Source organism: Aurantibacter crassamenti, assembly GCF_016811105.1.
In the GTDB taxonomy this organism is placed as follows: Bacteria; Bacteroidota; Bacteroidia; order Flavobacteriales; family Flavobacteriaceae; genus Aurantibacter_A; species Aurantibacter_A crassamenti.
The window spans coordinates 448,385-474,920 of record NZ_JAFBGM010000002.1; the positions used below are offsets into that span (position 1 = coordinate 448,385).

Consider the following 26,536-nt stretch of genomic DNA (forward strand, 5'->3'; position numbering starts at 1 on the left):
AATTTTTACGTTGCTTGAAATTATAAGTTTCAGGTTTTTTTATATCCGATTTCTTAGGAAAAAAACATTCTATATAGAACTAATTTTATATAGAACTATTTGAGTACAATCTAATTTGTAAACTGACTTATATCATATTTTTAAATAGAGTCAGAAACTAATTTTACAAAAAAGATTAGATAAAAGACGAAATGAAGAATGTACTAATACCTACAGATTTTTCTAGAAATGCGCTAAATGCAGTTAAATACGCTACAAAGTTATTTCAAAATGAAGAGTGTACATTTTACTTATTAAACGCGTATACACCATCCATTGGGCATAGTCGGTTTTTTGCTGAAACCATGACTCATTCCGTTCTTGTTGAAAATGAGGGTAAAACTTCAAAGCAAGAATTAGAAAAAGTGATAGCACAAATTCAGACCTTTAGTTTAAATCCGATTCATTACTTCGAGACAATTTCTTCATTTGACTTTTTAACGCAAAAAGTAATTGAGACCTTGCAAGTTAAAGACATAGACGTAATAATATCAGGTACAAAAGGAGCCTCTGGTTATAAAGAGGTTTTCTTAGGCACAAACACGGTACGAATGATAAAATCAGTTAAAAACAGGCCCATAATAGCCGTACCTCAAATATGCTCATTTATTAAGCCAACTAAAATTGCATTTCCCACTGACTTTAAACACAACTTTAGTGCAGACGTTCTAGATCCACTAATATCTTTGGCGAAAAATTTTAATTCTGAAATCCATATTTTTCATGTAAATGAGACCATGAAAAAAGATAAATTTAAAGAGTCTAATAAACATACTTTAATAGAATACATGGCACCCATCAAACACCTTGTTCATTTTGCACCTCAGTATTCTAGTAAGACTAATGTTATTACTAATTTTTTAGAAGAGCTTGACATAAATATGTTAGCATTAGTTTATAACAATCATAGTTATCTACAACAATTGATGCGAGAACCGGTTGTCACTAATATGGCATATCATTGTAAAATTCCGCTTTTAATACTTCCAAGCGAATAGATAGAATTCAAAATCAAAATTCAGTAATTTGGCCAAATGCAAGAACCACTGGTTAGCATTTTAATGCCATTTAAAAATACAGAAGATTTTCTTCAGGAATGTCTACAATCTGTTAAGAACCAATTTTATAGTAATTGGCAACTTATTGCGGTAAATGACCACTCTACTGATAACAGCAAATTAATTCTTGAAAAAAATGCATCAGAAGACTCAAGAATTAAAGTATTTGAGAACGAAGGGCAAGGTATAATTGACGCTTTACAAAAAGCATATAAAGAGAGTAATGGCCAATTGATTACTCGAATGGATTCTGATGATATCATGACTCCTGATAAAATACAAGTAATGGCAACTTCACTTTTAAAAAGAGGAAATGGACATCTCGCCATAGGTCAAGTAAAATATTTTTCTGACCAAGGCATTAGTAATGGTTATGACCGCTATCAAAAATGGCTAAACCGATTGACCGCAAAAGGTGAGAACTACTCTGAAATCTATAAAGAATGTGTTATTCCCTCCCCATGTTGGATGGTATTTAGAGAGGATTTTGATTTATGTGACGGTTTTAATCCGAATGTTTATCCAGAGGATTATGACCTTGCATTTCGGTTTTATGAAAACAAATTTAAATGCATACCCTGTGAGCAAGTAATTCATCATTGGCGTGATTATGATTATCGAACATCTCGTACGAGCGAGCATTATGCTCAAAACTATTTTCTAGACATAAAGCTTCATTATTTCATAAAACTAGAATATGATAAAAATCGACCTTTAATTATTTGGGGCGCTGGTAATAAAGGCAAAACAATTGCCAAAAAATTGATTGAAAGCAATATTGATTTCTTTTGGCTTTGTGACAATCCGAAGAAAATAGGAAAAGATATATACGGTAAAACAATGCTACACTTTTCAAAGTTGAGTGAATTAGTGCATCCACAGAGTATAATTACTGTTGCCAATGACGACGAACAAGAAAGAATTCGAAGTTATTTTTCAAGGTTAGGGCAAAAACATATGTCTGAATATTATTTCTTTTGCTAGAACCAGGTATCAAAAAAAAAGGAATAACTTCTTATTAAAGAACCAGTAGCAATCAACCAATTTAGCTATCTTTGTAAATTCAAAATAGGACATGCAGTTTAGACATCCAGAATTACTTTGGGCCCTACTTCAACTACTCATACCTATTTTTATTCATCTTTTTCAGCTCCGTAGATTTAAAAAAACACCTTTTACCAATGTGGCATTGCTACAAAAGGTAGTTTCTAATTCACGACGCAGCAGTACTATAAAAAAATGGCTTTTATTATTTACTAGAATGTTGCTGTTAGCAGCATTAGTAATTGCTTTTGCACAACCATTTTTTGCAGAAAAGAACGCGCTTAAAAAGAAAGAAACTACCATCTATATTGATGATTCTTTTAGTATGCAGGCCAAATCTGGCACTACAACTTTATTGCAGAATGCTATTCAAGAATTAATTCAAGCCATACCAGAAACTGAACGTTTTAATCTATTTACAAATACCAAAGAGTATAGAAATAGTACAATTAAAGATATTCAGAATGAACTATTAAGTTTAGATTACACTTCAGAACAATTGTCACTAAATGAAATAAAACTCAAAGGTGAATCGCTGTTTAGTCAAGAAAACGATTCGCGCAAAGAGTTTATTTTGATTTCTGATTTTCAAAAGCGGTTAGGGCCAATTCAAAACGATTCGTTAGAAAAAACGGAACATTATTTTGTTCAAATACGACCTGAAGAATCGAAAAATATAGCGATTGACTCCGTTTTTATTCATCAAGAGAATACTGAGAATCTTGAATTAAACGTACTAATTTCAGGTACATCAATTAATATGAGCACTCCGGTCTCATTATTTAACGATGAAAAACTAATTGCCAAAACTGCGGTTGTAATTGATGAAAACAATAAAGGAGTAGTTCAATTTACAATTCCGAGTAACGAAATAATCAACGGTCGAATTGAAGTATCTGACAACGGTTTACACTATGACAATCAGCTCTATTTCAATATCAATAAAAAAGAAAAAATTAAGGTTTTAGTAATTGGTGATACCGATTCAGAATTCTTAAAACGAATTTATACTGAAGATGAATTTCAACTCACTTCAACAGAATTAAAGTCATTAAATTATAGTGCCATTGAATCGAAAGATTTAATAATATTAAATGAATTAGAACAAATAAATAGTGCCTTACAAGCAAATTTAAAATCATTTAAGTCGAATGGAGGTAGCCTTGTTTTTATACCAGGCAACCAAATTGATAATAATTCTTATAATGAGACATTTTCAGGGCTAACAAATATTAAATTTTTAGAGCAAATAACTAGTGAACGAAAAATTACGGGAATTGATTTTACTAATCCTTTATATCAAAATGTTTTTGAAAAGCAGGTAACTAATTTTCAATATCCTATAGTCAAGAAATTTGTTGGCATTAAAACGACATTACCATCCTTATTATCATTTCAAGATAAAAATCCATTTTTTATTGGCACAAAAGGTCTGTACCTATTTACTGCATCCCTTTCTAGCGAAAACTCCAATTTCAAGAATTCTCCATTAATCGTCCCAACACTTTATAATGTTGGTTTAAAAAGTCTAGAATCACCTCAATTATATGCCGTAATAGGTAGTACAACACAAGTTGATATTGCTGCTCAACTTTCTAAAGATGACATATTGAAGATGAAAAAAGCTGAATTTGAATTTATTCCGCAGCAACAATCCTTTAGCAAAAAAGTGAGTCTTCAGTTTATTGAAAACCCCCAAGAAGATGGGATATATACTATTTCAGATAAACAAAAAGTATATCAAAATTTAAGTTTTAATTATGCCCGTAATGAAAGTGACTTAACGTATTCTGACCTTTCAACTCTAAATGAAGCTAGCAGATCAAACTCAATAAACAGTTTATTTGACACCTTACAAAAAGATAGTAGCATCACTGAGCTTTGGAAATGGTTTGTTATTTTCGCTTTGATATTTTTAACATTTGAAATTTTTATTCAAAAATTCTTTCGATGAATATACTTTTAAAATCAGCCAAAATCATTGCAGCAGGCAACAAAGACCTGCATTTGAAGAAAAAGGATATTTGGATTAAAAATGGCAAAATTGAAAAAATTGCCACCAATATTGAGACTGAAGGCCAAACTAAAATTATAGAAAACAAAAACTTACATGTTTCGGCTGGCTGGTTTGATACTGGTGTTAGTTTTGGTGAACCTGGTTACGAAGAACGGGAAACCATTGAAAACGGACTTTTAACTGCTGCCAAAAGTGGATTCACCGATGTGGTATTAAATCCGGATTCGCACCCTGTACCCGACAGTAGCTCCGACATTATTTTTTTAAAGAATGCAGCGAGTAAAAGTAGTACCGCTTTACATCCTTTAGGGGCTTTAACAGTAAAATCAGAAAGTATAGATCTTGCAGAACTCTTTGATATGAAGAATGCAGGTGCAGTAGGGTTCTATGATTATAAAAATCCGATTGATAATCCGAACCTTTTAAAAATAGCTTTACAATATGCTCAGAATTTCGGTGGATTGGTTTTTTCATATCCTTTAGATAAAGCTATAGCCGGAAAAGGAATAGTAAACGAAGGGCACGTTTCTACCAAATTAGGTTTAAAAGGTATTCCATCACTTGCTGAAGAACTTCAAATTGTTAGAGATCTATTCGTTTTAGAATACACCGGCGGAAAATTGCATATCCCAACAATCTCAACAGCCAATTCAGTGAAGCTAATTGCAGCAGCAAAAAAGAAAAATCTAGATGTAACATGTAGTGTAGCGATTCATAACCTTTGGCACACAGATCAACTTCTAGATACTTTTGACAGTAAATACAAAGTACAGCCGCCTTTACGAGAAAAAGCAGATACAAAAGCTTTAATCAATGGTTTAAAGTCAGGCATTATTGATTTTGTTACAACAGACCATAGACCCATAAATATTGAGCACAAAGAATTGGAGTTTGACAATGCAGCTTATGGCGCTATAGGTTTAGAGAGTGCCTTTGGAATTTTAAATCAACTATTTGATACTGATACCGCAATAGCACTTTTAACAAAAGGAAGAAGTAGATTTGGTTTACCTGAAGCTGAAATTAAAGAAGGAGCCGAAGCTCGAATAACTATTTTTGAGCCCACTGATTCTATTCGATTTGATAAAAATCACATTTATTCAACTTCTAAAAATAGTATGTTTCTAGGAGAAGAATTAAAAGGAAAAGTTTTAGGTATTATTACAGGTAAATCAATACAATTACTTTAGAAGTATCTGTTCAATAAAAAAAGAAAAATGGCAGAAGAAATTGAAGGAAAAACAACAGCAGTTGTTGCATATTTCACCATGGTTGGGGCTTTAATAGCTATCTCAATGAATTCAGATGCAAAAAACGATTTTGCTCGTTTTCACACAAGACAGGCCTTCGGACTTCATCTAATGTTTTTAGGTTTTGCACTTTTTTTAAGCCAATGGTTTAATGAATATGCTTGGTACGGGTTATATGTTTTCTATTTGGTTTTATGGTTCTATGGCTTTTTAGGTGCTCTAAATAATAAGAAACAATCTTTGCCTGTACTAGGGCCATATTTTCAAAAATGGTTTACATTTATTAGCTAATTCAAACATCCCCGAATGCAATCCAAAGAATTATCACTTGAACACCTCATTAGGCCTTCAAAAGAAATAAATGCAGCTACGCCTTTATTAATTATGCTTCACGGTTATGGTAGCAATGAAGAAGATTTATTTTCATTTTCTGCTGAATTACCAGAAGATATTTTTATTATTTCTGCACGTGCCCCCTACCCAATTGAACCTTATGGTTATGCTTGGTATGCTATACATTTTGATAATTTAAATGGAAAATGGAGTGATGATGATCAAGCTATTGAGTCACGAGAAAAAATAGCCTCTTTTATTGATGAAGCTTGCACTGCGTATGGCTTAAATTCTAACAATGTTACCTTATTAGGTTTCAGTCAAGGCACAATTTTAAGTTATGCCGTTGCTTTGTCATATCCAGAAAAAGTAAAAAATGTAGTTGGTTTAAGTGGCTATATTAATGTTGATATTCTTGCCGATGGTTATGCTGAAAAAGACCATTCTCAATTAAACATTTACGCTTCTCACGGGCAAGTAGATCAAGTGATTCCACCTGATTGGGCACAACGTATTCCCGACTTTTTAAAGAACTTAAAAATTGAACATGTTTATGAAGAGTTTCCTGTTGGTCATGGCGTAGCCCCACAAAATTTCTACTCGTTTAAAAAGTGGTTAGTCGATAAAATCTAATTGCTGCGGGTATACAATAAGTGGTCTACTAGGGTAAAGTCAACCCCTAAATCATCTTTTAACTCATATTTGATAACAAGTTCGCCCCAAAATTTTCCATCTGAAAAGTCACAGACAATCCATTTGTGATTTAATATTTTGATTTTATTTATTTTAAAATCACTTTCCATACCCTCATAAGGTATCAACGGGTTATCCCCTTTTTTCTCATTTGTCTCCAATAATTTATCGGCAATATATCGAGAAGGGTCTTCAATATTTAAATGATCATAATACGCCAAAGCATCATCATTATTTTCTAATGAGAAATACTGCATATCTAAAACTTTAAGATGTAAATTTTGAATAGAATCTTTCAGGGTTACCGTTTCATCTTGCATGCGAACAATTTTTGCTTCACCAACCTTTTGCATGTTTTTATTACTAACTACCAAATACAAACAAATCAATGCTGCAAAAACAAATAAATAAAGAAATAGACTTTTTTTCATAACTATAATTAACCTCTTTTCTGTGTTCTGTATATCTTATAAACGCCAGAATGAACCTTATATTTTTACTATTAAATTTTTATTACAAGACCATCATAAGCCAGATGAACGTTCTCAGGAAGTTCATTTTCTACTGCTTCATGAAAACCTAACATATGACTAATATGTGTAAAATAAGCGACCTCTGGTTTTACCTTTTCTACAAAAGCTAAGGCTTCTTCTAAATTAAAATGTGAATGGTGTGGTTCTATTCGTAATGCGTTTATAACCAAAACTTTAGAACCTTTAATTTTTTCAAGCTCATTATCTTCAACACGCTTTAAATCTGTAAGATATGTAAATCCATTAATGCGAAATCCATTTACTCTAAGGCGATTGTGCCAGGCTTCAATTACAATAATTTTCTTTCCACCTAAGCTTAAAATACTTTCAGCATTAATACAATTCACTTTAACAGCCGGAGCACCAGGATAACGATTTTCATCAGCAAAAATATAATCAAACCTTCTTTTTAAAGATTTAATCACCTCTTCATTTGCATAAATTGGAATATCACCTTGTCTAAAAAAAAATGGTCTAATATCATCTAAGCCCGCAGTATGGTCTGAGTGCTCATGTGTAAAAAGTAGTCCATCTAGCTTATCCACTTTATTTATAAGCATTTGCTGTCTAAAATCAGGCCCACAATCAATTACATAATTAAATCCTTCCCAAGAAACTAAGACAGAAGAACGCAATCGTTTATCTTTTGGATCGTTACTTAAACATACCGGATGGTTACTACCAATCACGGGTATTCCTTGAGAGGTTCCGGTACCCAGAAAAGTAATTTGTAGGCTATTGTTCATTATTATCAAATTTATAACATATTTACCTAAAAGATTTCTTGAAGTTCTTAACTTTGTTTAACACAAACCCTAACTAATGGCATCAGTTTTCAAAAGAGATACTGCATTTGAAAATATTCCTTCAATCAAAGCGAAAACGCTTCGTATAAATCTCAACCCTGATATTTACGGAACATTTGCTGAAATAGGCGCAGGCCAAGAAACGGCTAGGCATTTTTTTAGGTCAGGTGGTGCCTCAGGTACAATTGCAAAAGCAATGAGCGCCTATGACAAAGACTTTAGCGACGCTATTTATGGTGTTGAGAAAGATGGTCGGTATGTATCACAACCGCGTTTAAAACGCATGTTGGATCATGAAATGAATTTAATGGAAGAACGAATTACTAGGGACAAACATCCTGAACGATTGTTTTTTTCATATGCAAATACAGTGGCTACTATCGATTTTTCGAAAAGATATAAAGGTCATGGTTGGGTTGGTATTCGATTTCAATTAGATCCAGAGCAAAAAGAATTAGATGAAATAATCATACACGTGCGTTTTAAACAGAATGAAGCGCGCTTGCAACAAGAAACATTAGGTATTCTTGGTGTAAATCTTATTTATGGTGCGTTTTACAAGAATCATAAGCCAGTAAAATTAATAAAGTATTTATACGACCATATTGATAAGGATACTGTTGAAGTTGATATGGTTAATTTCTCAGGACCGAATTTCAAAGATGTAGACAATAGATTAATTAGTCTACAATTGATTAGAAATGACATGACCGATGCAGTTATGTTTGGCCCCGATGGCAACAACCTTCTACCAGCTTCAGTACTATACAAAAAGAATATTCTTGCTTTACGTGGAAGTTTTAGGCCAGTGACCAAGGTTAATATGGATATGTTTGATAAATCATATGACATATTTGTGCGTGATCAAACAGTAGATATTGATAATAGTATTGTAATTTTTGAAATAACCTTATCTAACTTAAAAGCATCAGGTGAAATTGATGAGCGTGACTTTTTTGACCGAGCTGAACTACTATGTTCATTGGGTCATACTGTAATGATCTCTAAATTTCAAGAATATTATAAACTCGTTGAATACTTCAATAGATACACTAAAAAGCATATCGGTCTCACCATGGGTGTCAACAATTTAGTTGATATTTTTGATGAAAAATATTATCGTGACTTAAGTGGTGGTATTTTAGAAGCCTTCGGAAAACTATTCTTTAAAGACCTGCAAGTTTACTTATACCCAATGAAAAATGTTGAGACTGGCCAAATAATGACCAGTAATAATGTTAAAGTACACCCGAGAATGAAAGAACTATACAAGTTCTTCAAGTACAACGGTAAGGTTATGGATATCATTGATTACGATCCAGAAATCATGCATATTTTCTCAAGAGATGTTCTTAAAAAAATCATCAACAATGAAGAAGGATGGGAAGAAATGTTACCAGAAGGTATACCAGAAGTAATTAAAGAGAAAAAGCTTTTTACTAAGAAATTAGAATCAAAAAATAAAGAAGCTTAAGCACCTTATTTTAATTATCTTCTAATATTTGAGTGGCGTGGTCTTTGGCCTTTACTTTATCTATTACTTTAGTAATTATTCCATTTTCATCAATTACAAAGGTTTTTCTGTGGATGCCATCATAGGTACGCCCCATGAATTTTTTTTCACCCCAAACACCAAATACATTAAGTAAAGTATGGTCTTCATCAGCCAATAATGGATATGGGAATTTAAATTTTTCTTTAAAATTAGATTGTCTTTTTTGAGTATCTGCGCTCACCCCTAGTAACTCATATCCTGATTCTTGAAGCAGCTTATAATTATCTCTTAAATTACAGGCTTCAACAGTACAAGTAGGTGTATTTGCTTTCGGATAGAAAAATACAACTAACTTCTTTCCTTTAAAATCTGATAATTTAACCACATTACCAGCCTGATCAAAACTGGAAAATTCTGCAACCTTATCCCCTACTTTCAATGTATTCATAGCCTAATTTTAATTACATTCGTTTTCTAAATCGACACGAAACTAATCAAAAATGACCAAAGCCGAAAAAGTAAATTTTACCATTAAAACGCTGCAAGAGTTATATCCTGAAATTCCAGTGCCTTTAGACCATAAAGACCCATACACCTTATTAATTGCCGTTTTAATGTCTGCACAAAGTACAGATGTGCGCGTAAATAAAATTACTCCATTACTATTTGAAAAGGCTGATAATCCTTATGACATGGTCAAATTATCAGTAGAAGAAATTCGAGAAATTATAAAACCCGTTGGGTTGTCACCAATGAAGTCAAAAGGTATACATGGTTTATCAAAAATTTTGATAGAAAAATATAACGGAGTTGTACCAAAAGAAATTGAACTTTTAGAAGAATTTCCTGCTGTTGGCCATAAAACCGCTAGTGTGGTTGTGTCACAAGCATTTGGTATTCCTGCTTTCCCCGTAGATACACATATTCACAGATTAATGTACCGTTGGGGATTTACCAATGGCAAAAACGTAGTACAAACCGAAAAAGATGCTAAAAGACTGTTTGATAAAGAGTTATGGAATGACTTACACTTGCAAATAATATGGTATGGTAGAGAATATTCACCTGCAAGAGGCTGGAATTTAGATAAAGATATTATCACAAAAACGATTGGCAGAAAATCTGTATTAGAAAACTATTATAAAACAAAAAAGACCTAAAAAGGTCTTTTTAAAGAAATTGTTCAAAAGCTAAACTTTTGAACAGTTTCCTAATTTAAGCTTCCTTCAAAAGTGAATTCAGCGTGTTTCACAATATGCAAAGAATTAGAAAAGCTCATTAGAAACTGAATAGTTTCTGGAGAAGCTTTCGTTAGCCCTCGCCTCTTTGGGTATTCTGAGTATATTTTTTCCATATCATTAAAATCTAGTTACGCTATAATAACGCCACCAATATGGAAATATTGCTCGATATGTACTTTTGTAAATTTCTAGTTCGTTAAAACTATATTGTGCTTATCAATTATTTTGCGAAGGTTTATTAGTGCATAACGCATTCTACCAAGAGCTGTATTAATGCTAACACCTGTATTTTCAGAGATTTCTTTGAAACTCATATCCTTATAGATACGCATCAAAAGTACTTCTCTTTGATCATCTGGCAATTCATCAACTAAATATCTAAGATCTGTATTTATTTGATCTTTAATGATTTGCTTTTCAGCATTCAATTTATCATCTCCTATAACTGAGAAAATGTTGAAATCATCACTGCCTTCAAACATTGGCATTCTTTTGTTTTTTCTGAAGTGATCAATAATCAAGTTGTGCGCTATTCGCATAACCCAAGGTAAAAATTTACCTTCTTCACTATATGTACCTTTCTTTAAAGTCTTAATAACCTTAATAAAGGTATCTTGAAAAATGTCTTCGGTAATATCTCTATCTAAAACCTTTGAGTAAATAAAGCTTGAGATACGTTGATTGTGTCTGTTAATTAAGATTTCAAGTGATTTTTCGTCTCCTGAAATATAATCTCTTACTAGTACTGAATCTTCAATTTGCAAGTTCATACAGATTGTTTTTTTGGTTAGGTTTAACTTTCGACTGAGAAAGCTTTTTTCTTAAGTAATTAGTTAATTAATTGAAACAATTTTTATTATTGTAAATCGTTTCGTTTTTTAATTATGACCTAAAACTAGAGAAAAGGGGTAGTCTGAAAAAAACATTGTTGTAAAACGACTATTTTATGATGTGAAACGCCAGTTTTGCAATTTTCACGAGTATTTGAGAACACTTTTCAATCTAAAAACTGTAAGATTTTTCTGCTGAATAACTAGCTAAATAAGTGGTTGCGAGCAAATAGAAATAATAATAACCCATAACAGTATCGTAAGTAACAGTTTATTGTGTAGAAAACGGTAAAAAATAAAAAATCCCCAAACTTAATGTAAAGCTTGAGGATATTGATGTATTTATGATTGGTGCTACTAGTTCAAATTACTTTCAAACTTATGACCGTCAACTTCTGTAATTTTCAAAGACTTTGAATAATTCATTAAAAATTGAATTGTTTCAGGTTTAGCCTCTACTAGTTTCGTTCTTTTCTTTTTATTAGAGTAAATATCTTTCATATCACTATTGTCTTTGTTATATAAGGATAACGAAGCAAGAGCCAATATAATAATTCTATTCGACCTGAAGTAGATTAATTCGTCAAAACAATATTATGTTCTTCAATTATCTTTCTAAGGTTGATTAATGCATAACGCATTCTACCTAAGGCTGTGTTAATACTAACCCCCGTATTCTCTGAGATTTCTTTAAAACTCATATCTTTAAATATGCGCATATTCAGAACCTCTTGTTGATCTGTTGGCAGCTCATCAATTAAAGTAGTTAAATCAACATCAATCTGTTCTTTTATCAATTGCCCCTCAATATTGAGGCGTTCGTCACTTATGATTGAAAAAACATCAAAACTGCTAGTGCCTTCAAAGTAAGGCATTCTGCTACTTTTTCTATAGTAATCTATAATAAGATTGTGTGCAATGCGCATTACCCAAGGCAAAAATTTACCTTCTTCATTATAGGCACCTCTTTTTAAGGTACGTATTACTTTAATAAAGGTATCTTGAAAAATGTCTTCAGTAACCTCTCGGTCACCTACTTTAGAATATATAAAGCTACTTAGTCTTTGGTTGTGACGATTAATAAGCGTGTTAAGTGCACGTTCATTGCCATCAGCATAAAGTCTAATAAGTTCTGAGTCATTAAAAAGGTGTGTATCCATAACAATTACTTTTTCTTGGTTAAAACTAGAATAATCTGTTACCATTGAATGGTTCAATGGTTGTTTAGGTTGATCTCTACGTTTTAAAAAAGTAATTGTTCTTTATAGGCACAAATTATGTAAGTGAAGTTCAAAGATAGAAAAAATAATGTACTACAAACAAATTTAACAAAAATGAAATCACATTTAGATTCCTAAAGAGCTAGGTTCGCTATTGATATACACATATTGTATCTTTGCTTTCACATTCATTCCAATGGCCGAAATTAAAGACGTAGACCCGAAAAAGAACATCATTATTAAAGGTGCAAAACTGCATAATTTAAAAAATATTGATGTTGTCATACCAAGAAACAAATTGGTGGTAATTACAGGCCTTTCTGGCTCAGGTAAGTCAAGTTTGGCCTTTGACACCCTCTATGCAGAAGGTCAAAGACGCTATGTAGAAAGCCTTTCTTCATATGCTAGACAATTTCTTGGTAAATTAGACAAGCCAAAAGTTGATTACATCAAAGGTATTGCACCAGCCATTGCAATTGAGCAAAAAGTAAACTCAACAAACCCACGTTCTACTGTTGGTACCACCACAGAAATATATGATTACCTTAAATTACTCTATGCACGTATTGGTAAAACTATTTCGCCAGTTTCGGGCAAAGAGGTTAAGAAACATACAGTTAGTGATGTAATTGACCATATTAAAACATATAAAGAGGGAACAAAGCTATTATTACTCGCACCAATTAAAATTGATGCGAAAAGAGAGACGCTGAAATCGCTACAAATATTTGCAAAGCAAGGTTATGCTAGAATAAAATATAAGGGTGAAGTAATACGAATTGATAAGGCACCTAGTACAATTGGTCGTGAATTTCATTTAGTAATTGATCGTATCATATATAAGGAAGATGAAGATTTCTTTAATCGATTAGCCAATGCCATTGATACTGCATTCTTTGAAGGAAATGGTGAATGCGCTATTGAAGAACTTGAAACCGGTAATCAATCTCCATTTAGTAACAATTTTGAGTTAGACGGAATGTCTTTTCTTGAACCTAATGTTCATTTGTTCAGTTTCAATAATCCATATGGTGCTTGCCCTAAATGTGAAGGGTATGGTGATGTAATTGGTATTGATGAAGATTTAGTGGTACCAAATACAGGACTTTCTGTTTACGAAAATACTGTATTTCCTTGGCGTGGTGAGAGTATGGGCGCCTATCGTGACCAATTAGTTAATACAGCGTATAAATTTGATTTTCCAATTCACAAACCCTGGTTTGAATTAACAGAAGAGCAAAAACAAATTGTTTGGCAAGGCAATGAGCATTTTACTGGATTGCATAAGTTCTTCGGAATGTTAGAGGAGAAAAGTTACAAAATTCAGAATAGAGTAATGTTGTCGCGCTATCGCGGTAAGACCCGATGCAGCAGCTGTAATGGAAAACGTTTACGTCAAGAAACTGAGTATATTAAAGTCAGCGATAAATCTATCTCTGATTTGGTTGAGTTGCCAATTGAAGATTTAGTAACCTTCTTTCAGAATATTACCTTAAGTGAACATGATATTCAAATTGCAAATAGACTACTAAAAGAAATAAATACAAGATTAGGGTTTCTTACCAAGGTAGGATTGAATTATTTAACTCTAAACAGAAAATCAAACACACTTTCAGGCGGCGAGAGTCAACGTATAAATTTGGCCACTTCATTAGGCAGTAGCCTTGTAGGAAGCATGTATATATTAGATGAACCTAGTATTGGTTTGCATCCGAAAGACACAGAAAATCTCATTGAGGTCTTATTATCATTGCGAGATTTAGGCAATACTGTAATTGTAGTTGAGCATGATGAAGATATTATGAAAGCTGCCGATGAAGTCATAGATATTGGCCCAGAGGCTGGTACGCATGGCGGTGAAGTAGTAGCTTTTGGACCTTTGAGCGAAATATTAAAATCCAATTCACTTACTGCTAGTTATTTAAATGGAACTAAAGAGATTACAGTTCCTGAAAAACGAAGAACAATTAAACACGCCATTACAATCAAGGGTGCTAGAGAAAATAATCTCAAAAACATAGATGTTACGTTTCCTCTGAATATGTTAACGGTTGTTACTGGTGTTTCTGGCAGTGGTAAAAGTACGCTCGTAAAAAAGCTTCTTTATCCTATTGTATTAAAAGAAATTGGTGGGTATGGTGAAAAAGCCGGTCAATTCACAAAAGCAACAGGAGACTTTAAAACTTTAAAAACAGTTGAGTTTGTTGACCAAAACCCAATTGGGCGTTCTTCAAGATCAAATCCGGTCACTTATATAAAAGCTTATGATGACATTCGCAGTCTTTTTGCTGCTCAAAAGCTAAGTAAAATAAGGGCTTATCAAGCCAAACACTTTTCATTTAATGTTGACGGAGGTCGATGTGAGAAATGTAAAGGTGAAGGTGAAATTACTGTAGAAATGCAGTTTATGGCTGATGTTCACTTAGAATGCGACACCTGTAAAGGCAAACGTTTTAAAAAAGAAGTATTAGAAGTGCAATTTGAAAATGCATCTATAGATGATATATTGAATATGACCATTGATGATGCAATTGCCTTTTTTGAAAAAAACGAACAAACAAAAATTACATCAAAACTCAAACCTTTGCAAGAAGTGGGTCTTGGTTATGTTACATTAGGGCAATCTTCTTCTACCCTATCTGGTGGTGAAGCACAACGGATTAAATTAGCTTCCTTTCTAGTAAAAGGTAGAAATAAAGACAAATCACTATTTATTTTTGATGAACCTACCACTGGTTTGCATTTTCACGATATTAAAAAACTATTAAAATCTTTTGAAGCCTTAATATCTAGAGGTCATAGTGTAATTGTTATTGAGCATAATATAGAATTAATAAAATGTGCCGATTATATTCTAGACCTAGGCTTAGAGGGTGGTACAAAAGGTGGCCAACTTATTGCACAAGGTACTCCTGAGGAAATTTCTAAAAGTAAAACCTCACATACAGCGAGATATTTAAAGGAAAAATTGAGATAAAATTGATTCATTTAGATTGCTAAAATTTAAAATCAACTACTATTTTTCGGATTATAGAAGCCGGTAATTGGCGTTCAACTTTTTATTTTCAAGATAATTACTGAAAATAAACACCTAAAAATCAACAACTTACATATTATTTATTTTTTTGGCATGTTGTTTGGTATATACTAACCGAATGTAAATAGTTGCATTCGAGATTTAAAACCTTATATCATGAGAAATTTAGTACTCCTATTTACAGCTTTGATCCTAGGTACTACAAGTACCATGGCAACTGTAACAACAGAAGAAAAGGTTGTGGAAAACACTGCTTTAAGAAATAACAATTCATTCATATTTGTAGAAGACGGAATCACGTTTTCTGTTTACCCAGATGGTGAATTCGATTTTTACATCGACAATAGAATTGGACAACAAAACAGAAATGTAACTTTTAACTCCGGATTTGATTACAGTCCGTTTGCACAGTATGATGATTACGGTGCGGTAATTCAAGTTGAGAACATTCCTATTTATTACGATTATAACGGTCGTGTATCGCAAATTGGTGATGTAAACATCAACTACCGTAATGGAAGGGTTAGAAACGTAGGTGGTATGTACGTGTATTACAACAATCGTGGTTTCTATGATTACCATACAGGTTATATAAACACTTATAACAGACGTTATGTTTGGAGACCATTTCACGCATTCTTTGCAAGACCAGCATTAGGTTTTTGTCTAGTAAATGTGAATCCGTATAGAAGATGGTATACGCCAATTAGATATACTTATTATAATCCTTATAGATATAATACAAGAAGGTCTTACGCCAAAATTGGAAAAGAGCATAGATATAATAAAGTACGTCGTGAAAGAGCTACAGTATATAGAAATGATAAGCGTGTAGCTGTTAGAGATAATAGAAGTGTACGTTCTAACAAAACGGCGGTAGTAAGACGAACTGGTAACGCTGCTATAAACAAAAGAACAATAGCAAATCGTAGTACAACGGCTAGAAACAATAGTACAGTAAAACGTTCAAATAATACGAACAGAAAAGTTGTAAATAGATCAACATCGGTTAGATCCCCTAGAACAAGTACTGTTACAAAAAGAACCGTTACACGTACTCCGAATCGTACTACGGTAAACAGAAGTACTACTGTTAAGAGTCCGAGCAGAGCAACTAGTTCAAGAACAATAAAAAGAAGTACTACGGTTAAAAGCCCGAGTAGAGCTACTAGTTCAAGAACAGTTAGTAAAGCTTCATCAAGAAGTAGAACTTCGGTTGCAACAAGAAGTAATACTTCAAAGAGAACAGTAAGTAGAACTCCTGCTAGAAGCACTAAGAGTTATAGTAAAAATACAAGTTCAAGAAAAGTGGCTAGTAGAGCTCCATCAAGAAGTACATCTAGAACTAGCGGTTCTACATCAAGTAGTACAAGAAGCGCTAGAAGAAGATAAAATATAAAAATAGTTTTTAGGTTGGTTAGTTGTTTACCCCCGTAGTAGATTCGTCTACTGCGGGGGTTTTTATTTAGGTAATTAGCACCGTTTATTTGAGTTGATAGCCTATTTTTTTCTATTTAGAAATTTCTTTAATACCCCAAAAACATCCTCAGATATTTTAAATCGATATAGTATGCCCACATACATAGCTGTCATTAAAACTAACTTTAGTAAAATATTCACCAATGGATGAAAAGGAAATTGAAAAGTATAGAACAACGTACCAACAAGTAATATTAATCCTATTACTTTAAAGGTCTCTTTTGTAAATGGCCACATATTAAACTTCAATTTTACATAAGCCAATTTACTTGTATTATATATAAAAACTGCTAAGAAACTAGCCATAGCAGCACCTTCCATACCATATTTAGGTATGAGCCACATATTAAAAAGAATTGTCATGGCTGCAAGAAAAACGCCTAACCAAAGGGTGGCACGGTAATATTCTGAGTTAAATAGAATTGCATTATTACATCCTAAGAAAGAATCATATAGTTTAACCAAACCGATTAAAAGAACAACCAGAAATCCACCTCTATATTGGGCAGGAATCATTTGATACAAATCATTTAGGTTAAGAATTACCATTAAAAAAACAAGCCCTGCAACAATAAATAAAGTCAATGAACTTTTCTGATATAACCCTTTAAGACCAACAAGATTATTAGCATTTAACAACTCCGCCGTCATTGGGTAGGTTATTTGATGCATTGCTCTTGACGGAGCAATGATTACGGTAGCAATATGTACTGCGACTGCATAATAGGCAACATTTTCAATTTCAATGTATTGGTTAATCATAAACTTATCAACCTCTAGTAAGATAACAGCAGCTGAACCTCCGAGTATAATCAATGCACTATACACCACAATCTCTCGAGTATTTTTAGGGAAATTAAAATTCAACCTTGGTCTTTTTAAACCATAGGCATAAATTTTCATAATCAGCATTCGCAACAAATAAAGACCTACTAAAGCCTTCATAAATGCATCAATAGAAATAAACTCAAAATGGACAGCAAAGAGTAAAACCGTAATTCCGAGTCGAACAAAGACTTCTTTCATGAAATTACCAAATACTGATTTTAGATGCACTCGAGCCCACGCATAAAAGACTTCAAAATATGCCATGGCTAGCCCTATTAAAAAGATATACCATACATAATCTTTAACAATAGTATTTTTCTTCGCTAAAAAGTCTGCAATAGCCGAATTACTCACATAAGAAAACAATGCTAACGGCAATATTACTGCCAAAGGTAATAGTACCATTAAAGTTAAAAACGCATCCTTTTTTTCAAAACTACTGTAGTACTTAACTAATGTATTTTGAACACCAAAAGCCATTAAAGGCATTAGAATTGCAGAGGTAGATAAAACAACACCTACCAAACCATAATATTCATCGGTTAAAAAATTGGTGTATAGAAAAAGTGCATTTACAGCACCCATAGCAAAACCAAGATAGGTAATGATGGTATTAATAAATGTCTGTTTGAGTACTATACCCATTATAGTAATTTCGAAAGTTCTTCGGTCAAAGCCCGGCGACTATACTTATCAAGGTTCTTTGAAGCTATTGACAGGCTATCATTTTTAAATGCTTTGAACCATTTTAAAATTACATCTTTTAGCTCAGAATTAGAGGTATAATCAAAAACAGCTCCTGATTCGGTTTCGGCAATGACTTTACCCGCATCCCAATCATTTGGGCCTACCGCTAAAATAGGTCGTTGGGCTGACATGTATTCAAATAATTTACCTGGAATGATGCCTTTTGTTTCTTCAGAATCAATCTCTATTAAAAGTAAAACCTGTGAACTACGTTGCTTTCGAACTGCAGCAGCATGCGATACATAACCTTTAAACTTAATATAAGGTTCAAGTTCATAACGGTGTAAACTATCCATAACATCTTGGCTTACTACACCGAGAAATTCAAGTTGCAACTGCGTTCTAAAAACCGCATCTTCGCGCGCAATTTCAGAAATTATCTTCCACAAATTTGTGGGATTTCTACCTGTCAATAAAGATCCAATATGAGTAATTGTAAATTGCGTATCTAAATGAGATTCGCCTTTATAATCCGTATCATGGCCGTTTGTTATAACCGAGATAGGCTGTTTGGTTAATGCCGAAAACTCGGTTTTTGTAGTTGCGCTGGTTACAACAATTTTATCTGCATTATTTAAAACCTGCTTTTCTAATTGCTTATGTTTTTGCTGCGATGCCTTTGAAAGCTTCAATTTTTTATGATACCCAATTGAAGTCCACGGATCACGAAAATCAGCAATCCATTTCAAATTAAATTTATTTTTTAATCCATCACCAATTAAATGAACACTATGCGGTGGCCCAGTAGTAACTACAGTATCTATATTTTGTTCTTCTATAACAGCTGATAGATAATCAATTGATGGCTTTACCCAATTTTTACGGGCATCAGGAATAAAAAAGTTGCCTCTTATCCAAAGCATTAGTTTTTCAAGTGACGATTGGTTTTTCGTTTGAATGACCCCAGAACTAATTCTTTTTGTTTTTTTGGAGGATAACAAACCAGCCAATTTATAGGGTTCAGAAATCTTATGCTTTAGAATTTGAATTCCGGATGGTACTTCTTTTTCTAAAGTAACATCTACAATTGGGTAATTTGGGTTCTCAGGAATATAAACTATGGGCTCAAAACCAAATTCTGGTAAGTACTTGACAAACTTCAACCATCGCTGTACACCTGGCCCACCAGCAGGTGGCCAATAGTACGTAATGATCAAAATCTTTCGCATTATACTTCTTCTTTTTTGCGATTACGCCAGAAAGAAAATCCTAATCCACCCAAAATTATAAGACCAAATAACACTGAGCTTGCCAGAGTTATTTTACTTCCTTGTTCAATAATTGTTGGCTCAAATTTGAATTCTATAGTATGTTCTCCTTCTGGTACTTTTAAAGCACGAAGCACATAATTAACTTTAAAATGGTCAGTCGGTTTACCATCAATATAGGCATTCCAACCATGTGCATAATACATTTCAGAAAACACGGCAACTCCCGCATTTGAATTATTAGACTTATACGTCAAGTGATTAGGTTTGTAGTCAAGTAAATCAATGGTTGTGGTTGAATCTGTTTGAAAACTAGTACGGTTTATATTTGTGAACTTTGAAGTATTAACAATTGCTACGTTTTTCTCATCAAAATCTTCTATAGCTAAGATTTCTTCATCTGTACTACTTACTTCTTTCAATTGTTTTACAAACCATGCATTACCATTTGCCTCAGGATTTACCGCTGGGTAATCTTCGCCATTTTCAGTTTGTTGAACTACATATTTAACATTCAGCATATTCAATACGCCCACATTGCCCTTAAAAATATAGAAATAGAAAAGGTCTTGCATAGCAGCTGGTTTGGCTGCATGATAACCCGTGATTGACTGATGAAAATACGAAGTGCCAGCAGAGTCCCATCCTTCGCTCGGATTATAAACGCGATATACACCTTCATCTTTTAAAATCTGTTGGTGCATCGGTGTATTTTGAAACGGTTGCGTCATTTTACGTTTAGCAACAAAATCATCATTATCAACATAACGTCGCCCTACTCCTACTAAATCAAAAAGGATTAAAGCTGCCAAAGCAACAACAAATATGTTTTCTTTTATTTTCTCTTTAAGGAAGAACCAAATTGCTAGTGCCGCTAAAAAAACATAAATAAACGAACGCAACAAATCACTAGTATATAATGACTTACGATCCTCTACTAACACATCAGGAAGACCCTCAAGACCTGTCATTCGCATACGGTCATCAGTAGGCGAACTAAAATCAAACATCCCTTTGGCTAAGAATAAGGCTACACACAAGCCCAAAACAATAAAAAATGAGAGCTTAAGTGCCTTTAATTTTTTCTCTTTCGAAACATATTCATTAAATAAAACGGTCAATGCAAGAATAGCCAATATAGGTGCACATAATTCTAGAATCACTTGTATAGAAGAAACAGCTCTAAACTTATCATACAACGGAAAATAGTCAATCATGAAATCTGTAAGCAGACTAAAGTTCTTTCCCCAAGAAAGTGTCAAAGACATAATTGTTCCACCCAATAACCACCATTTTGCTCGCCCTCTAACCAGAATTAATCCTAAAATAAATAAGAAAAATATAATTGCACCAATATAAGCCGGACCAGAGGTACCTGGTTGTTGTCCCCAATACATGGGTAGTGTACCAAAGTACTCTAATGCTGTACTTTTCGGAATTTCTTTACTGACGACATAAGCAAAAGTTTTTGAATCTTCACCCAATTTTTCTTGGCTACCACCCCCAAAGAGACGCGGTACAAATAGGTTTAAAGATTCGGTTATGCCATAACTCCACTGGGTAATATAACCTTTATCTAAACCGCCAGTATTCTCTTTTGGCGAACCATCAGGGTTAATAGTAATTTCTGATTGACCTCTAGTACTCCAATCAGCGTATTCTTTAGTAGCCATTAATCCAGTCGCATTTGCAGCTATACCTAAAAGAACAGCACCCAAAAGAATTGCAACAGAAATAAAATAATGCTTGAGTTTTTTCTTTTTAATGGCATCTACTAAATAAGCAACACCCAATATCAAGACCAATAACATAAAATAGTAGGTCATTTGATAATGGTTTGCTCCTATTTCAAGTGCCATGGCAATAGCCGCCAAAACAAAACCCCAGAGGTATTCTTTTCTAAAAACTAACACAATGCCACCAAGCAACATGGGTAGATAACCTATTGCATGTGCTTTCGCGTTATGACCAACACCTAAAATAATTATCAAATACGTTGAAAAACCAAATGCAAGAGCACCAAGCGCAGCCAATCTAAAATCAACTTTTAAACAGCAAAGTAAAATGTAAAATCCTAAAAAATAAAGAAATAGATAGTCCGCTGGTCTTGGTAGAAAGCGAATTACTTTATCTAATTTTTTAACGTAATTATGTGGGTAATTGGCACCTAACTGATATGTAGGCATGCCTCCGAAAGCACTATTGGTCCAATAGGGTTCTTCGCCTGTAAGTTTTCGAAAATCATTTTGTTCTTTAGCCATGCCCGTGTACTGAACAATATCTGATTGCTCAATAACCTTACCCTGAAGAACAGGGCTAAAGTACGCTAAAGACGCAATTACAAATAGAACTAGAACAAAAAAATGTATTAAAAAAGCCTTTAAAGTGATTTGCATGGAATAAACTTGGTTGTAGCAAATTTACAAATTCCAAAAGGTTCTTGTAAAGAATTTTTCCTGTACTTAATTTTATGTTTTTGCATGCCGTAACTAAAAAGGCATTCTAGCGAAAAAACACCATGAAAAACATTGTAGAGCATTGATTTAAAGACACTTAAACTAAGTAAAAATTAAATTAATTCAAACAACTAATCTAATTCTTCAAATTCAATGTACTCCCCAACTGGTTCTTTTGAAGTATTACTCTTGGCTCGTTTTCCTTTTACTGAAATATCGCCAATATTATCTTCACCTTGTCTTGTTTGCTGTTGTGTAAAATCACCAAATCGTTCTTTGAACTTTTGTTCTGTTTTACGTGCTGCATAATTAAACAGTTTTGGTCCATACCATTTGGCTAAAATTTTCAGCCCGTAATACACCAAAAGAATAATTAATATCGTTTTTAATAATACCATTTTAATTCAATATAGATATATCAAAAATACGATTCTAGCGTTGTATTGTATGAGCAATTGTCTTAAAAGTTTAATAAAGTCGCTGTTTATGAAGTACAGTTTTATGTTAAAAAATATTAAACAAGTACTGGTTTTACTAGTGTTTTCAATACCTTTTTTAGGTTTTTCACAGTATACAGACGTTATAAATTCTAATAGACCAGGTAAGGCAGTAAGCGCTTACGCTGTAGGTAAAAATGTAATTCAAATTGAAGGTGGCGCCGTTTTTGAACAACAAGACCATGCACTGCTCAATACACAATCAGGTATTTGGGGGCTAGATTATGCGCTTAGATATGGACTTTTATTTGAGCAATTAGAAATCAATTGGGAAGGTAATTTTCAAAACCAAAACATCACTTTTGCAAATTTTGGAATCAGTGAAAACCGAACAAATTTCAATCAAAATCGTATTGGTCTTAAATTTTTGATTTATGATCGTTATAAATCACCTATACGAAACAAACCGAATTTGTATAGTTGGCGAAAAAATTATGTTTTTCAGTTAAAAAATTTAATTCCGTCTGTATCTATATACGCAGGTGCAAATATTCTGTTTGGTGATAATCCATTTTATGTAGGTGACCCAACAATTTCACCAAGAGTTATGTTAGCTACTCAAAGTAGACTGACACCGCGTTTTGTTCTTATTTCAAATATAGCTTATGATAGAATAGGCTCACCTTTTCCAGAAATAAACTATGCAGTTTCCTTATCATACGCATTTAGAAACCCAAAATGGAGCACTTTCATTGAGCACCAAGGGTTTGATAGTGATCGTTATGCTGATGTTCTAATACGCGGTGGCGTTGTGCATTTATTATCTGAACAATTACAAGTAGATGTAAATCTTGGTGCTAGCTTTAAAAATACGCCTTCTCGTATATTTATGAGTGCCGGAGCCTCATATCGCTTTGATTTTCATAAAGATGAAATTAAAGCTATTGAAGATCAAAAAGCAGGTGAAAATGGCGGTCCAATTAAAAAGAACGCTATGAAGAAGAAAGAGCGTGACGACAAGAAGAAAGCTAAAAATGGATCTGGTGCTGAAGATATTGACTTAAGTCCATCAAAAAAGCAACTTCGTAAGAAGAAAAAAGCTGACAAGAAAAAAGGCAAAGACAAAAAAGAAGATAACGGAGCGATTGATTTTTAACATTCATTTGCATTTCTCATTTTATTCTAACGACATTTATCCCTAATATTGACTGTAGAAAAAACAGCTATGGTCAACCTTGTTGAAGTCTCTTCAAAATCAGAATTTAAGGCCTTCGTAAAATATCCTTTTACATTATACAAGGACTCAAAATATTGGGTCCCTCCTATTATTGCCGATGAATTAGAAACTTTTGATAAAGAGAAAAACCCCGCGTTCAAAAACGCAGAAGCGCGTTTTTTTCTAGCATACAAGAACAAAAAAGTTGTGGGACGTGTAGTTGCAATTATCAACTGGCTTGAGGTAAATGATCAAAAAGTCAGAAAAATGCGATTTGGTTGGTTTGACTTTATTGATGATTTTGAAGTTTCAGAAGCTTTGCTAAATAAAGTTGCAGAGATTGGTAAAGAACAACAACTTGACTTTATTGAAGGTCCTGTAGGGTTTTCAAACCTAGATAAAGTTGGTGTACTTACTGAAGGATTTGATCATATTGGCAGCATGATAACTTGGTATAATCATTCTTACTACGCATCTCATTATGAAAAAGCAGGCTTTACAGTTGAAAAAAAATATGTAGAAAATAAGTTTCCTGCTAAAAATGCTGACCCAGCACTTTTTACAAAATTAAATAGCTTAATCAAACGTAGATACGGACTTAGAGAAATAAATTTCACTAAAACCAAGGATGTTTTGCCAATGACTGACAAAATGTTCGACTTGTTCAATGAAACTTATTCAAAGCTTTCTTCGTTCGTTCCGATAACCGAAGTGCAGAAGGCATATTTCAAAAAGAAATATATCAGCTTCATTAACCCTGAATATATTAAGTTCATAGTTGACAAAGAAGATAAATTAATTGCTTTTTCTATTGTAATGCCTTCTTTTTCAGAGGCTTTACAAAAAGCTAAGGGAAAACTATTTCCTTTCGGGATTTTTCAGTTATTAAAAGCTAAAAAGAATAACAAAGATGTATTATTTTATTTAATAGGAATACATCCTGAATACCAAAACAAAGGTGTCACAGCTATTATTTTTAATGAGTATCACAAAACTTTCACTACTAAAAAAATTGAAATGTGCTACCGTACCCCAGAATTAGAAGACAATATAGCTATTCGGCAAATGTGGAAGCATTTTGATCCAAAAATCTACAAGCGTAGATGTACCTATCGCAAAAATCTGTAGTTAACATCTAAAAAAACTCCATCTTCAAAGAATTTCGATTCTTTACAGATGGAGCTAATCTATATTGTAACTAATAAAACTAATTGTTTTATTTATTCACCCATTGCAGCAGCAACTGCGGCAGAAAGTCTTTTATAAGTTCCGTTTTCTAAACGTGTTCTAATTGCAGAAAACGCCTCTAATGTTTCTGAAATATCAGCCATAGTATGCGTTGCAGTCGGAATCATTCGTAGTAAAATCAATCCTTTAGGTATGACAGGATAAACTACTATAGAACAAAATATTCCGTAATTTTCTCTTAGGTCTTTAACCAAGGCCATTGCTTCTGGAATACTTCCATTTAAATAAACAGGAGTAACACAACTGGTAGTTGTACCAATATCGAATCCACGTTCTTTTAATCCGTTTTGTAAAGCATTCACATTTTCCCAAAGCTTGGCTTTAAGTTCGGGCTGTGTACGCAACATATCTAAACGCTTCAAAGCTCCTTTTACATAAACCATTGGAAGTGATTTTGCGAACATTTGAGAACGTAAATTATACTTCAAATAATCAATTATCTCTTTATCAGCAGCTAAAAAAGCACCGATACTAGCCATAGATTTAGCAAATGTGGCGAAATAAACATCAATATCATCTTGCACACCTTGTTCTTCACCTGCCCCAGCACCTGTTTTACCTAAAGTACCAAAACCGTGAGCATCATCAACCAATAATCTAAAGCTATATTTTTTCTTTAAAGCAACAATTTCTTTCAATTTACCTTGTTGACCTCTCATGCCAAAAACACCTTCAGAAATCACAAGGATACCACCACCCGTTTGATCAGCCATTTTTGTGGCTCTTTCCAGGTTTGTTTCTAGGCTTTCCATGTCATTATGCATAAACGTAAAACGCTTACCCATATGTAACCGAACGCCATCTATGATACAGGCATGGCAATCAACATCATAAACAATAATATCATCTTTAGAAACCAATGCATCAATGGCAGACATTATACCTTGATACCCGAAATTCAATAAATATGCAGATTCTTTACTTACAAATTCAGCACATTCTTGTTCAAGTTGTTCATGAAATTCGGTATGACCACTCATCATTCTTGCCCCCATTGGGTATGCAGATCCATACTCTGCCGCAGTCTCACCATCAATTTTTTTAATCTCTGGCAAATTTGCTAAGCCTAAGTAATCATTGATACTCCAGGTAATTACTTCTTTACCTTGGAATTTCATTCTATTAGAAATAGGACCCTCCAATTTTGGAAATACAAAATAACCTTCAGCTTGTGAAGCCCATTTACCTAATGGTCCTTTATTCTCAATAATTCTATCAAATATGTCTCTCATCTAGCGCTCTACGTTTGATTATACTGCAAAAATATGGATTTTTTTACTTGAATGCTTGAATATTGTCAAACAAAAAAAAAGCAACAGCT

Annotated in this window: 23 protein-coding genes; 12 read left to right on the top strand and 11 right to left on the bottom strand. The window is 33.3% G+C overall.

The window, feature by feature from the left end:
- The first annotated feature begins 191 nt into the window (after nt 1-191).
- From JQC67_RS14530 to JQC67_RS14555, 6 genes are all read left to right on the top strand, one after another.
- A complete protein-coding gene (locus JQC67_RS14530; protein ID WP_203253643.1) occupies nt 192-1,037 on the top strand; it encodes a universal stress protein in 846 nt (281 codons plus the stop codon).
- A gap of 36 nt (nt 1,038-1,073) precedes the next feature.
- The gene (locus JQC67_RS14535) at nt 1,074-2,081 is read left to right on the top strand and encodes a glycosyltransferase (RefSeq protein ID WP_203253644.1); all 1,008 of its coding nucleotides are present in this window, start codon (nt 1,074-1,076) and stop codon (nt 2,079-2,081) included.
- A 91-nt stretch (nt 2,082-2,172) separates the two neighbouring features.
- Nucleotides 2,173-4,095, top strand: coding sequence for a BatA domain-containing protein (locus JQC67_RS14540; RefSeq protein ID WP_203253645.1), 1,923 nt, complete (start codon nt 2,173-2,175; stop codon nt 4,093-4,095).
- Entirely contained in the window at nt 4,092-5,348 is a 1,257-nt protein-coding gene (locus JQC67_RS14545; protein ID WP_203253646.1) for a dihydroorotase, read from the top strand. Before JQC67_RS14540 ends, JQC67_RS14545 begins: the two co-directional genes overlap by 4 nt.
- Nucleotides 5,349-5,375: 27 nt before the next feature.
- A complete protein-coding gene (locus JQC67_RS14550) occupies nt 5,376-5,699 on the top strand; it encodes a hypothetical protein (RefSeq protein ID WP_203253647.1) in 324 nt (107 codons plus the stop codon).
- Nucleotides 5,700-5,714: 15 nt separating this feature from the next.
- Complete coding sequence (locus tag JQC67_RS14555) at nt 5,715-6,374, top strand: alpha/beta hydrolase (protein WP_203253648.1); 660 nt, start codon at nt 5,715-5,717, stop codon at nt 6,372-6,374.
- Here the strand turns inward: JQC67_RS14555 and JQC67_RS14560 are convergent.
- Together JQC67_RS14560 and JQC67_RS14565 are read right to left on the bottom strand one after the other, a co-directional pair.
- A complete protein-coding gene (locus JQC67_RS14560; RefSeq protein ID WP_203253649.1) occupies nt 6,371-6,865 on the bottom strand; it encodes a hydrolase in 495 nt (164 codons plus the stop codon). The two genes, JQC67_RS14555 and JQC67_RS14560, sit on opposite strands and share 4 nt — an antisense overlap.
- 71 nt (nt 6,866-6,936) lie before the next feature.
- A complete protein-coding gene (locus JQC67_RS14565) occupies nt 6,937-7,713 on the bottom strand; it encodes an MBL fold metallo-hydrolase (RefSeq protein WP_203253650.1) in 777 nt (258 codons plus the stop codon).
- A 76-nt stretch (nt 7,714-7,789) separates the two neighbouring features.
- Here JQC67_RS14565 and JQC67_RS14570 point away from each other — a divergent pair, with 76 nt between their 5' ends.
- Nucleotides 7,790-9,247: a TonB-dependent receptor gene (locus JQC67_RS14570; RefSeq protein WP_203253651.1), complete on the top strand. Its 1,458-nt coding sequence runs from the start codon at nt 7,790-7,792 to the stop codon at nt 9,245-9,247.
- 10 nt (nt 9,248-9,257) lie between these two features.
- Here JQC67_RS14570 and bcp read toward each other — a convergent pair whose 3' ends face one another.
- Nucleotides 9,258-9,716, bottom strand: coding sequence for a thioredoxin-dependent thiol peroxidase (bcp, locus tag JQC67_RS14575; RefSeq protein ID WP_203253652.1), 459 nt, complete (start codon nt 9,714-9,716; stop codon nt 9,258-9,260).
- A gap of 52 nt (nt 9,717-9,768) precedes the next feature.
- Between bcp and JQC67_RS14580 the strand changes: the two genes are divergently transcribed.
- Nucleotides 9,769-10,428: an endonuclease III domain-containing protein gene (locus JQC67_RS14580; RefSeq protein WP_203253653.1), complete on the top strand. Its 660-nt coding sequence runs from the start codon at nt 9,769-9,771 to the stop codon at nt 10,426-10,428.
- 269 nt (nt 10,429-10,697) lie between these two features.
- Here the strand turns inward: JQC67_RS14580 and JQC67_RS14585 are convergent, their stop codons facing one another.
- The 3 genes from JQC67_RS14585 to JQC67_RS14595 all read right to left on the bottom strand — a co-directional run bounded on the left by JQC67_RS14585 (nt 10,698) and on the right by JQC67_RS14595 (nt 12,499).
- Nucleotides 10,698-11,279, bottom strand: a complete 582-nt coding sequence (locus JQC67_RS14585; protein WP_203253654.1) for an RNA polymerase sigma factor — start codon at nt 11,277-11,279, stop codon at nt 10,698-10,700.
- Nucleotides 11,280-11,696: 417 nt separating this feature from the next.
- Complete coding sequence (locus JQC67_RS14590; RefSeq protein ID WP_203253655.1) at nt 11,697-11,840, bottom strand: hypothetical protein; 144 nt, start codon at nt 11,838-11,840, stop codon at nt 11,697-11,699.
- 74 nt (nt 11,841-11,914) lie between these two features.
- On the bottom strand, nt 11,915-12,499 hold the full coding sequence (locus JQC67_RS14595; RefSeq protein ID WP_203253656.1) for an RNA polymerase sigma factor: 585 nt from the start codon (nt 12,497-12,499) through the stop codon (nt 11,915-11,917).
- A gap of 256 nt (nt 12,500-12,755) precedes the next feature.
- Between JQC67_RS14595 and uvrA the strand changes: the two genes are divergently transcribed.
- Nucleotides 12,756-15,536, top strand: coding sequence for an excinuclease ABC subunit UvrA (uvrA, locus tag JQC67_RS14600; RefSeq protein WP_203253657.1), 2,781 nt, complete (start codon nt 12,756-12,758; stop codon nt 15,534-15,536).
- 216 nt (nt 15,537-15,752) lie between these two features.
- A complete protein-coding gene (locus JQC67_RS14605) occupies nt 15,753-16,988 on the top strand; it encodes a hypothetical protein (protein WP_203253658.1) in 1,236 nt (411 codons plus the stop codon).
- A 108-nt stretch (nt 16,989-17,096) separates the two neighbouring features.
- Here the strand turns inward: JQC67_RS14605 and JQC67_RS14610 are convergent, their stop codons facing one another.
- The 4 genes from JQC67_RS14610 to JQC67_RS14625 form a co-directional block, all read right to left on the bottom strand.
- Nucleotides 17,097-18,548, bottom strand: coding sequence for an oligosaccharide flippase family protein (locus tag JQC67_RS14610; RefSeq protein WP_203253659.1), 1,452 nt, complete (start codon nt 18,546-18,548; stop codon nt 17,097-17,099).
- Complete coding sequence (locus tag JQC67_RS14615) at nt 18,548-19,819, bottom strand: glycosyltransferase family 4 protein (RefSeq protein WP_203253660.1); 1,272 nt, start codon at nt 19,817-19,819, stop codon at nt 18,548-18,550. The genes JQC67_RS14610 and JQC67_RS14615 overlap by 1 nt, the downstream gene beginning before the upstream one ends.
- Nucleotides 19,819-22,254, bottom strand: a complete 2,436-nt coding sequence (locus tag JQC67_RS14620; RefSeq protein WP_203253661.1) for a YfhO family protein — start codon at nt 22,252-22,254, stop codon at nt 19,819-19,821. The genes JQC67_RS14615 and JQC67_RS14620 overlap by 1 nt, the downstream gene beginning before the upstream one ends.
- Nucleotides 22,255-22,445: 191 nt before the next feature.
- Nucleotides 22,446-22,712, bottom strand: a complete 267-nt coding sequence (locus JQC67_RS14625; protein WP_203253662.1) for a DUF4834 family protein — start codon at nt 22,710-22,712, stop codon at nt 22,446-22,448.
- A gap of 88 nt (nt 22,713-22,800) precedes the next feature.
- Here JQC67_RS14625 and JQC67_RS14630 point away from each other — a divergent pair, with 88 nt between their 5' ends.
- Together JQC67_RS14630 and JQC67_RS14635 are read left to right on the top strand one after the other, a co-directional pair.
- Nucleotides 22,801-23,907, top strand: a complete 1,107-nt coding sequence (locus tag JQC67_RS14630) for a transporter (protein ID WP_203253663.1) — start codon at nt 22,801-22,803, stop codon at nt 23,905-23,907.
- 69 nt (nt 23,908-23,976) lie between these two features.
- Nucleotides 23,977-25,095 (top strand): GTP cyclohydrolase, encoded by a 1,119-nt coding sequence (locus JQC67_RS14635; protein ID WP_203253664.1) that lies wholly within the window; start codon nt 23,977-23,979, stop codon nt 25,093-25,095.
- Between the two features lie 92 nt (nt 25,096-25,187).
- On the opposite strand, the gene JQC67_RS14640 is transcribed toward JQC67_RS14635, so the two are convergent.
- Nucleotides 25,188-26,447 (bottom strand): aminotransferase class I/II-fold pyridoxal phosphate-dependent enzyme, encoded by a 1,260-nt coding sequence (locus tag JQC67_RS14640; protein WP_203253665.1) that lies wholly within the window; start codon nt 26,445-26,447, stop codon nt 25,188-25,190.
- Between the last annotated feature and the right edge of the window lie 89 nt (nt 26,448-26,536).

Bases quoted from the DNA above. Each gene is read 5' to 3' on its own strand.
- JQC67_RS14625 (WP_203253662.1), bottom strand. From the start codon at position 22,712: ATGGTATTATTAAAAACGATATTAATTATTCTTTTGGTGTATTACGGG.
- JQC67_RS14630 (WP_203253663.1), top strand. From the start codon at position 22,801: ATGAAGTACAGTTTTATGTTAAAAAATATTAAACAAGTACTGGTTTTA.
- JQC67_RS14555 (WP_203253648.1), top strand. From the start codon at position 5,715: ATGCAATCCAAAGAATTATCACTTGAACACCTCATTAGGCCTTCAAAA.
- JQC67_RS14540 (WP_203253645.1), top strand. From the start codon at position 2,173: ATGCAGTTTAGACATCCAGAATTACTTTGGGCCCTACTTCAACTACTC.
- JQC67_RS14585 (WP_203253654.1), bottom strand. From the start codon at position 11,279: ATGAACTTGCAAATTGAAGATTCAGTACTAGTAAGAGATTATATTTCA.
- JQC67_RS14610 (WP_203253659.1), bottom strand. From the start codon at position 18,548: ATGGGTATAGTACTCAAACAGACATTTATTAATACCATCATTACCTAT.
- JQC67_RS14635 (WP_203253664.1), top strand. From the start codon at position 23,977: ATGGTCAACCTTGTTGAAGTCTCTTCAAAATCAGAATTTAAGGCCTTC.
- JQC67_RS14535 (WP_203253644.1), top strand. From the start codon at position 1,074: ATGCAAGAACCACTGGTTAGCATTTTAATGCCATTTAAAAATACAGAA.
- JQC67_RS14605 (WP_203253658.1), top strand. From the start codon at position 15,753: ATGAGAAATTTAGTACTCCTATTTACAGCTTTGATCCTAGGTACTACA.
- uvrA (WP_203253657.1), top strand. From the start codon at position 12,756: ATGGCCGAAATTAAAGACGTAGACCCGAAAAAGAACATCATTATTAAA.
- JQC67_RS14530 (WP_203253643.1), top strand. From the start codon at position 192: ATGAAGAATGTACTAATACCTACAGATTTTTCTAGAAATGCGCTAAAT.
- JQC67_RS14550 (WP_203253647.1), top strand. From the start codon at position 5,376: ATGGCAGAAGAAATTGAAGGAAAAACAACAGCAGTTGTTGCATATTTC.
- JQC67_RS14570 (WP_203253651.1), top strand. From the start codon at position 7,790: ATGGCATCAGTTTTCAAAAGAGATACTGCATTTGAAAATATTCCTTCA.
- JQC67_RS14565 (WP_203253650.1), bottom strand. From the start codon at position 7,713: ATGAACAATAGCCTACAAATTACTTTTCTGGGTACCGGAACCTCTCAA.
- JQC67_RS14615 (WP_203253660.1), bottom strand. From the start codon at position 19,819: ATGCGAAAGATTTTGATCATTACGTACTATTGGCCACCTGCTGGTGGG.
- JQC67_RS14590 (WP_203253655.1), bottom strand. From the start codon at position 11,840: ATGAAAGATATTTACTCTAATAAAAAGAAAAGAACGAAACTAGTAGAG.
- JQC67_RS14620 (WP_203253661.1), bottom strand. From the start codon at position 22,254: ATGCAAATCACTTTAAAGGCTTTTTTAATACATTTTTTTGTTCTAGTT.
- JQC67_RS14560 (WP_203253649.1), bottom strand. From the start codon at position 6,865: ATGAAAAAAAGTCTATTTCTTTATTTATTTGTTTTTGCAGCATTGATT.
- bcp (WP_203253652.1), bottom strand. From the start codon at position 9,716: ATGAATACATTGAAAGTAGGGGATAAGGTTGCAGAATTTTCCAGTTTT.
- JQC67_RS14545 (WP_203253646.1), top strand. From the start codon at position 4,092: ATGAATATACTTTTAAAATCAGCCAAAATCATTGCAGCAGGCAACAAA.
- JQC67_RS14640 (WP_203253665.1), bottom strand. From the start codon at position 26,447: ATGAGAGACATATTTGATAGAATTATTGAGAATAAAGGACCATTAGGT.
- JQC67_RS14580 (WP_203253653.1), top strand. From the start codon at position 9,769: ATGACCAAAGCCGAAAAAGTAAATTTTACCATTAAAACGCTGCAAGAG.
- JQC67_RS14595 (WP_203253656.1), bottom strand. From the start codon at position 12,499: ATGGATACACACCTTTTTAATGACTCAGAACTTATTAGACTTTATGCT.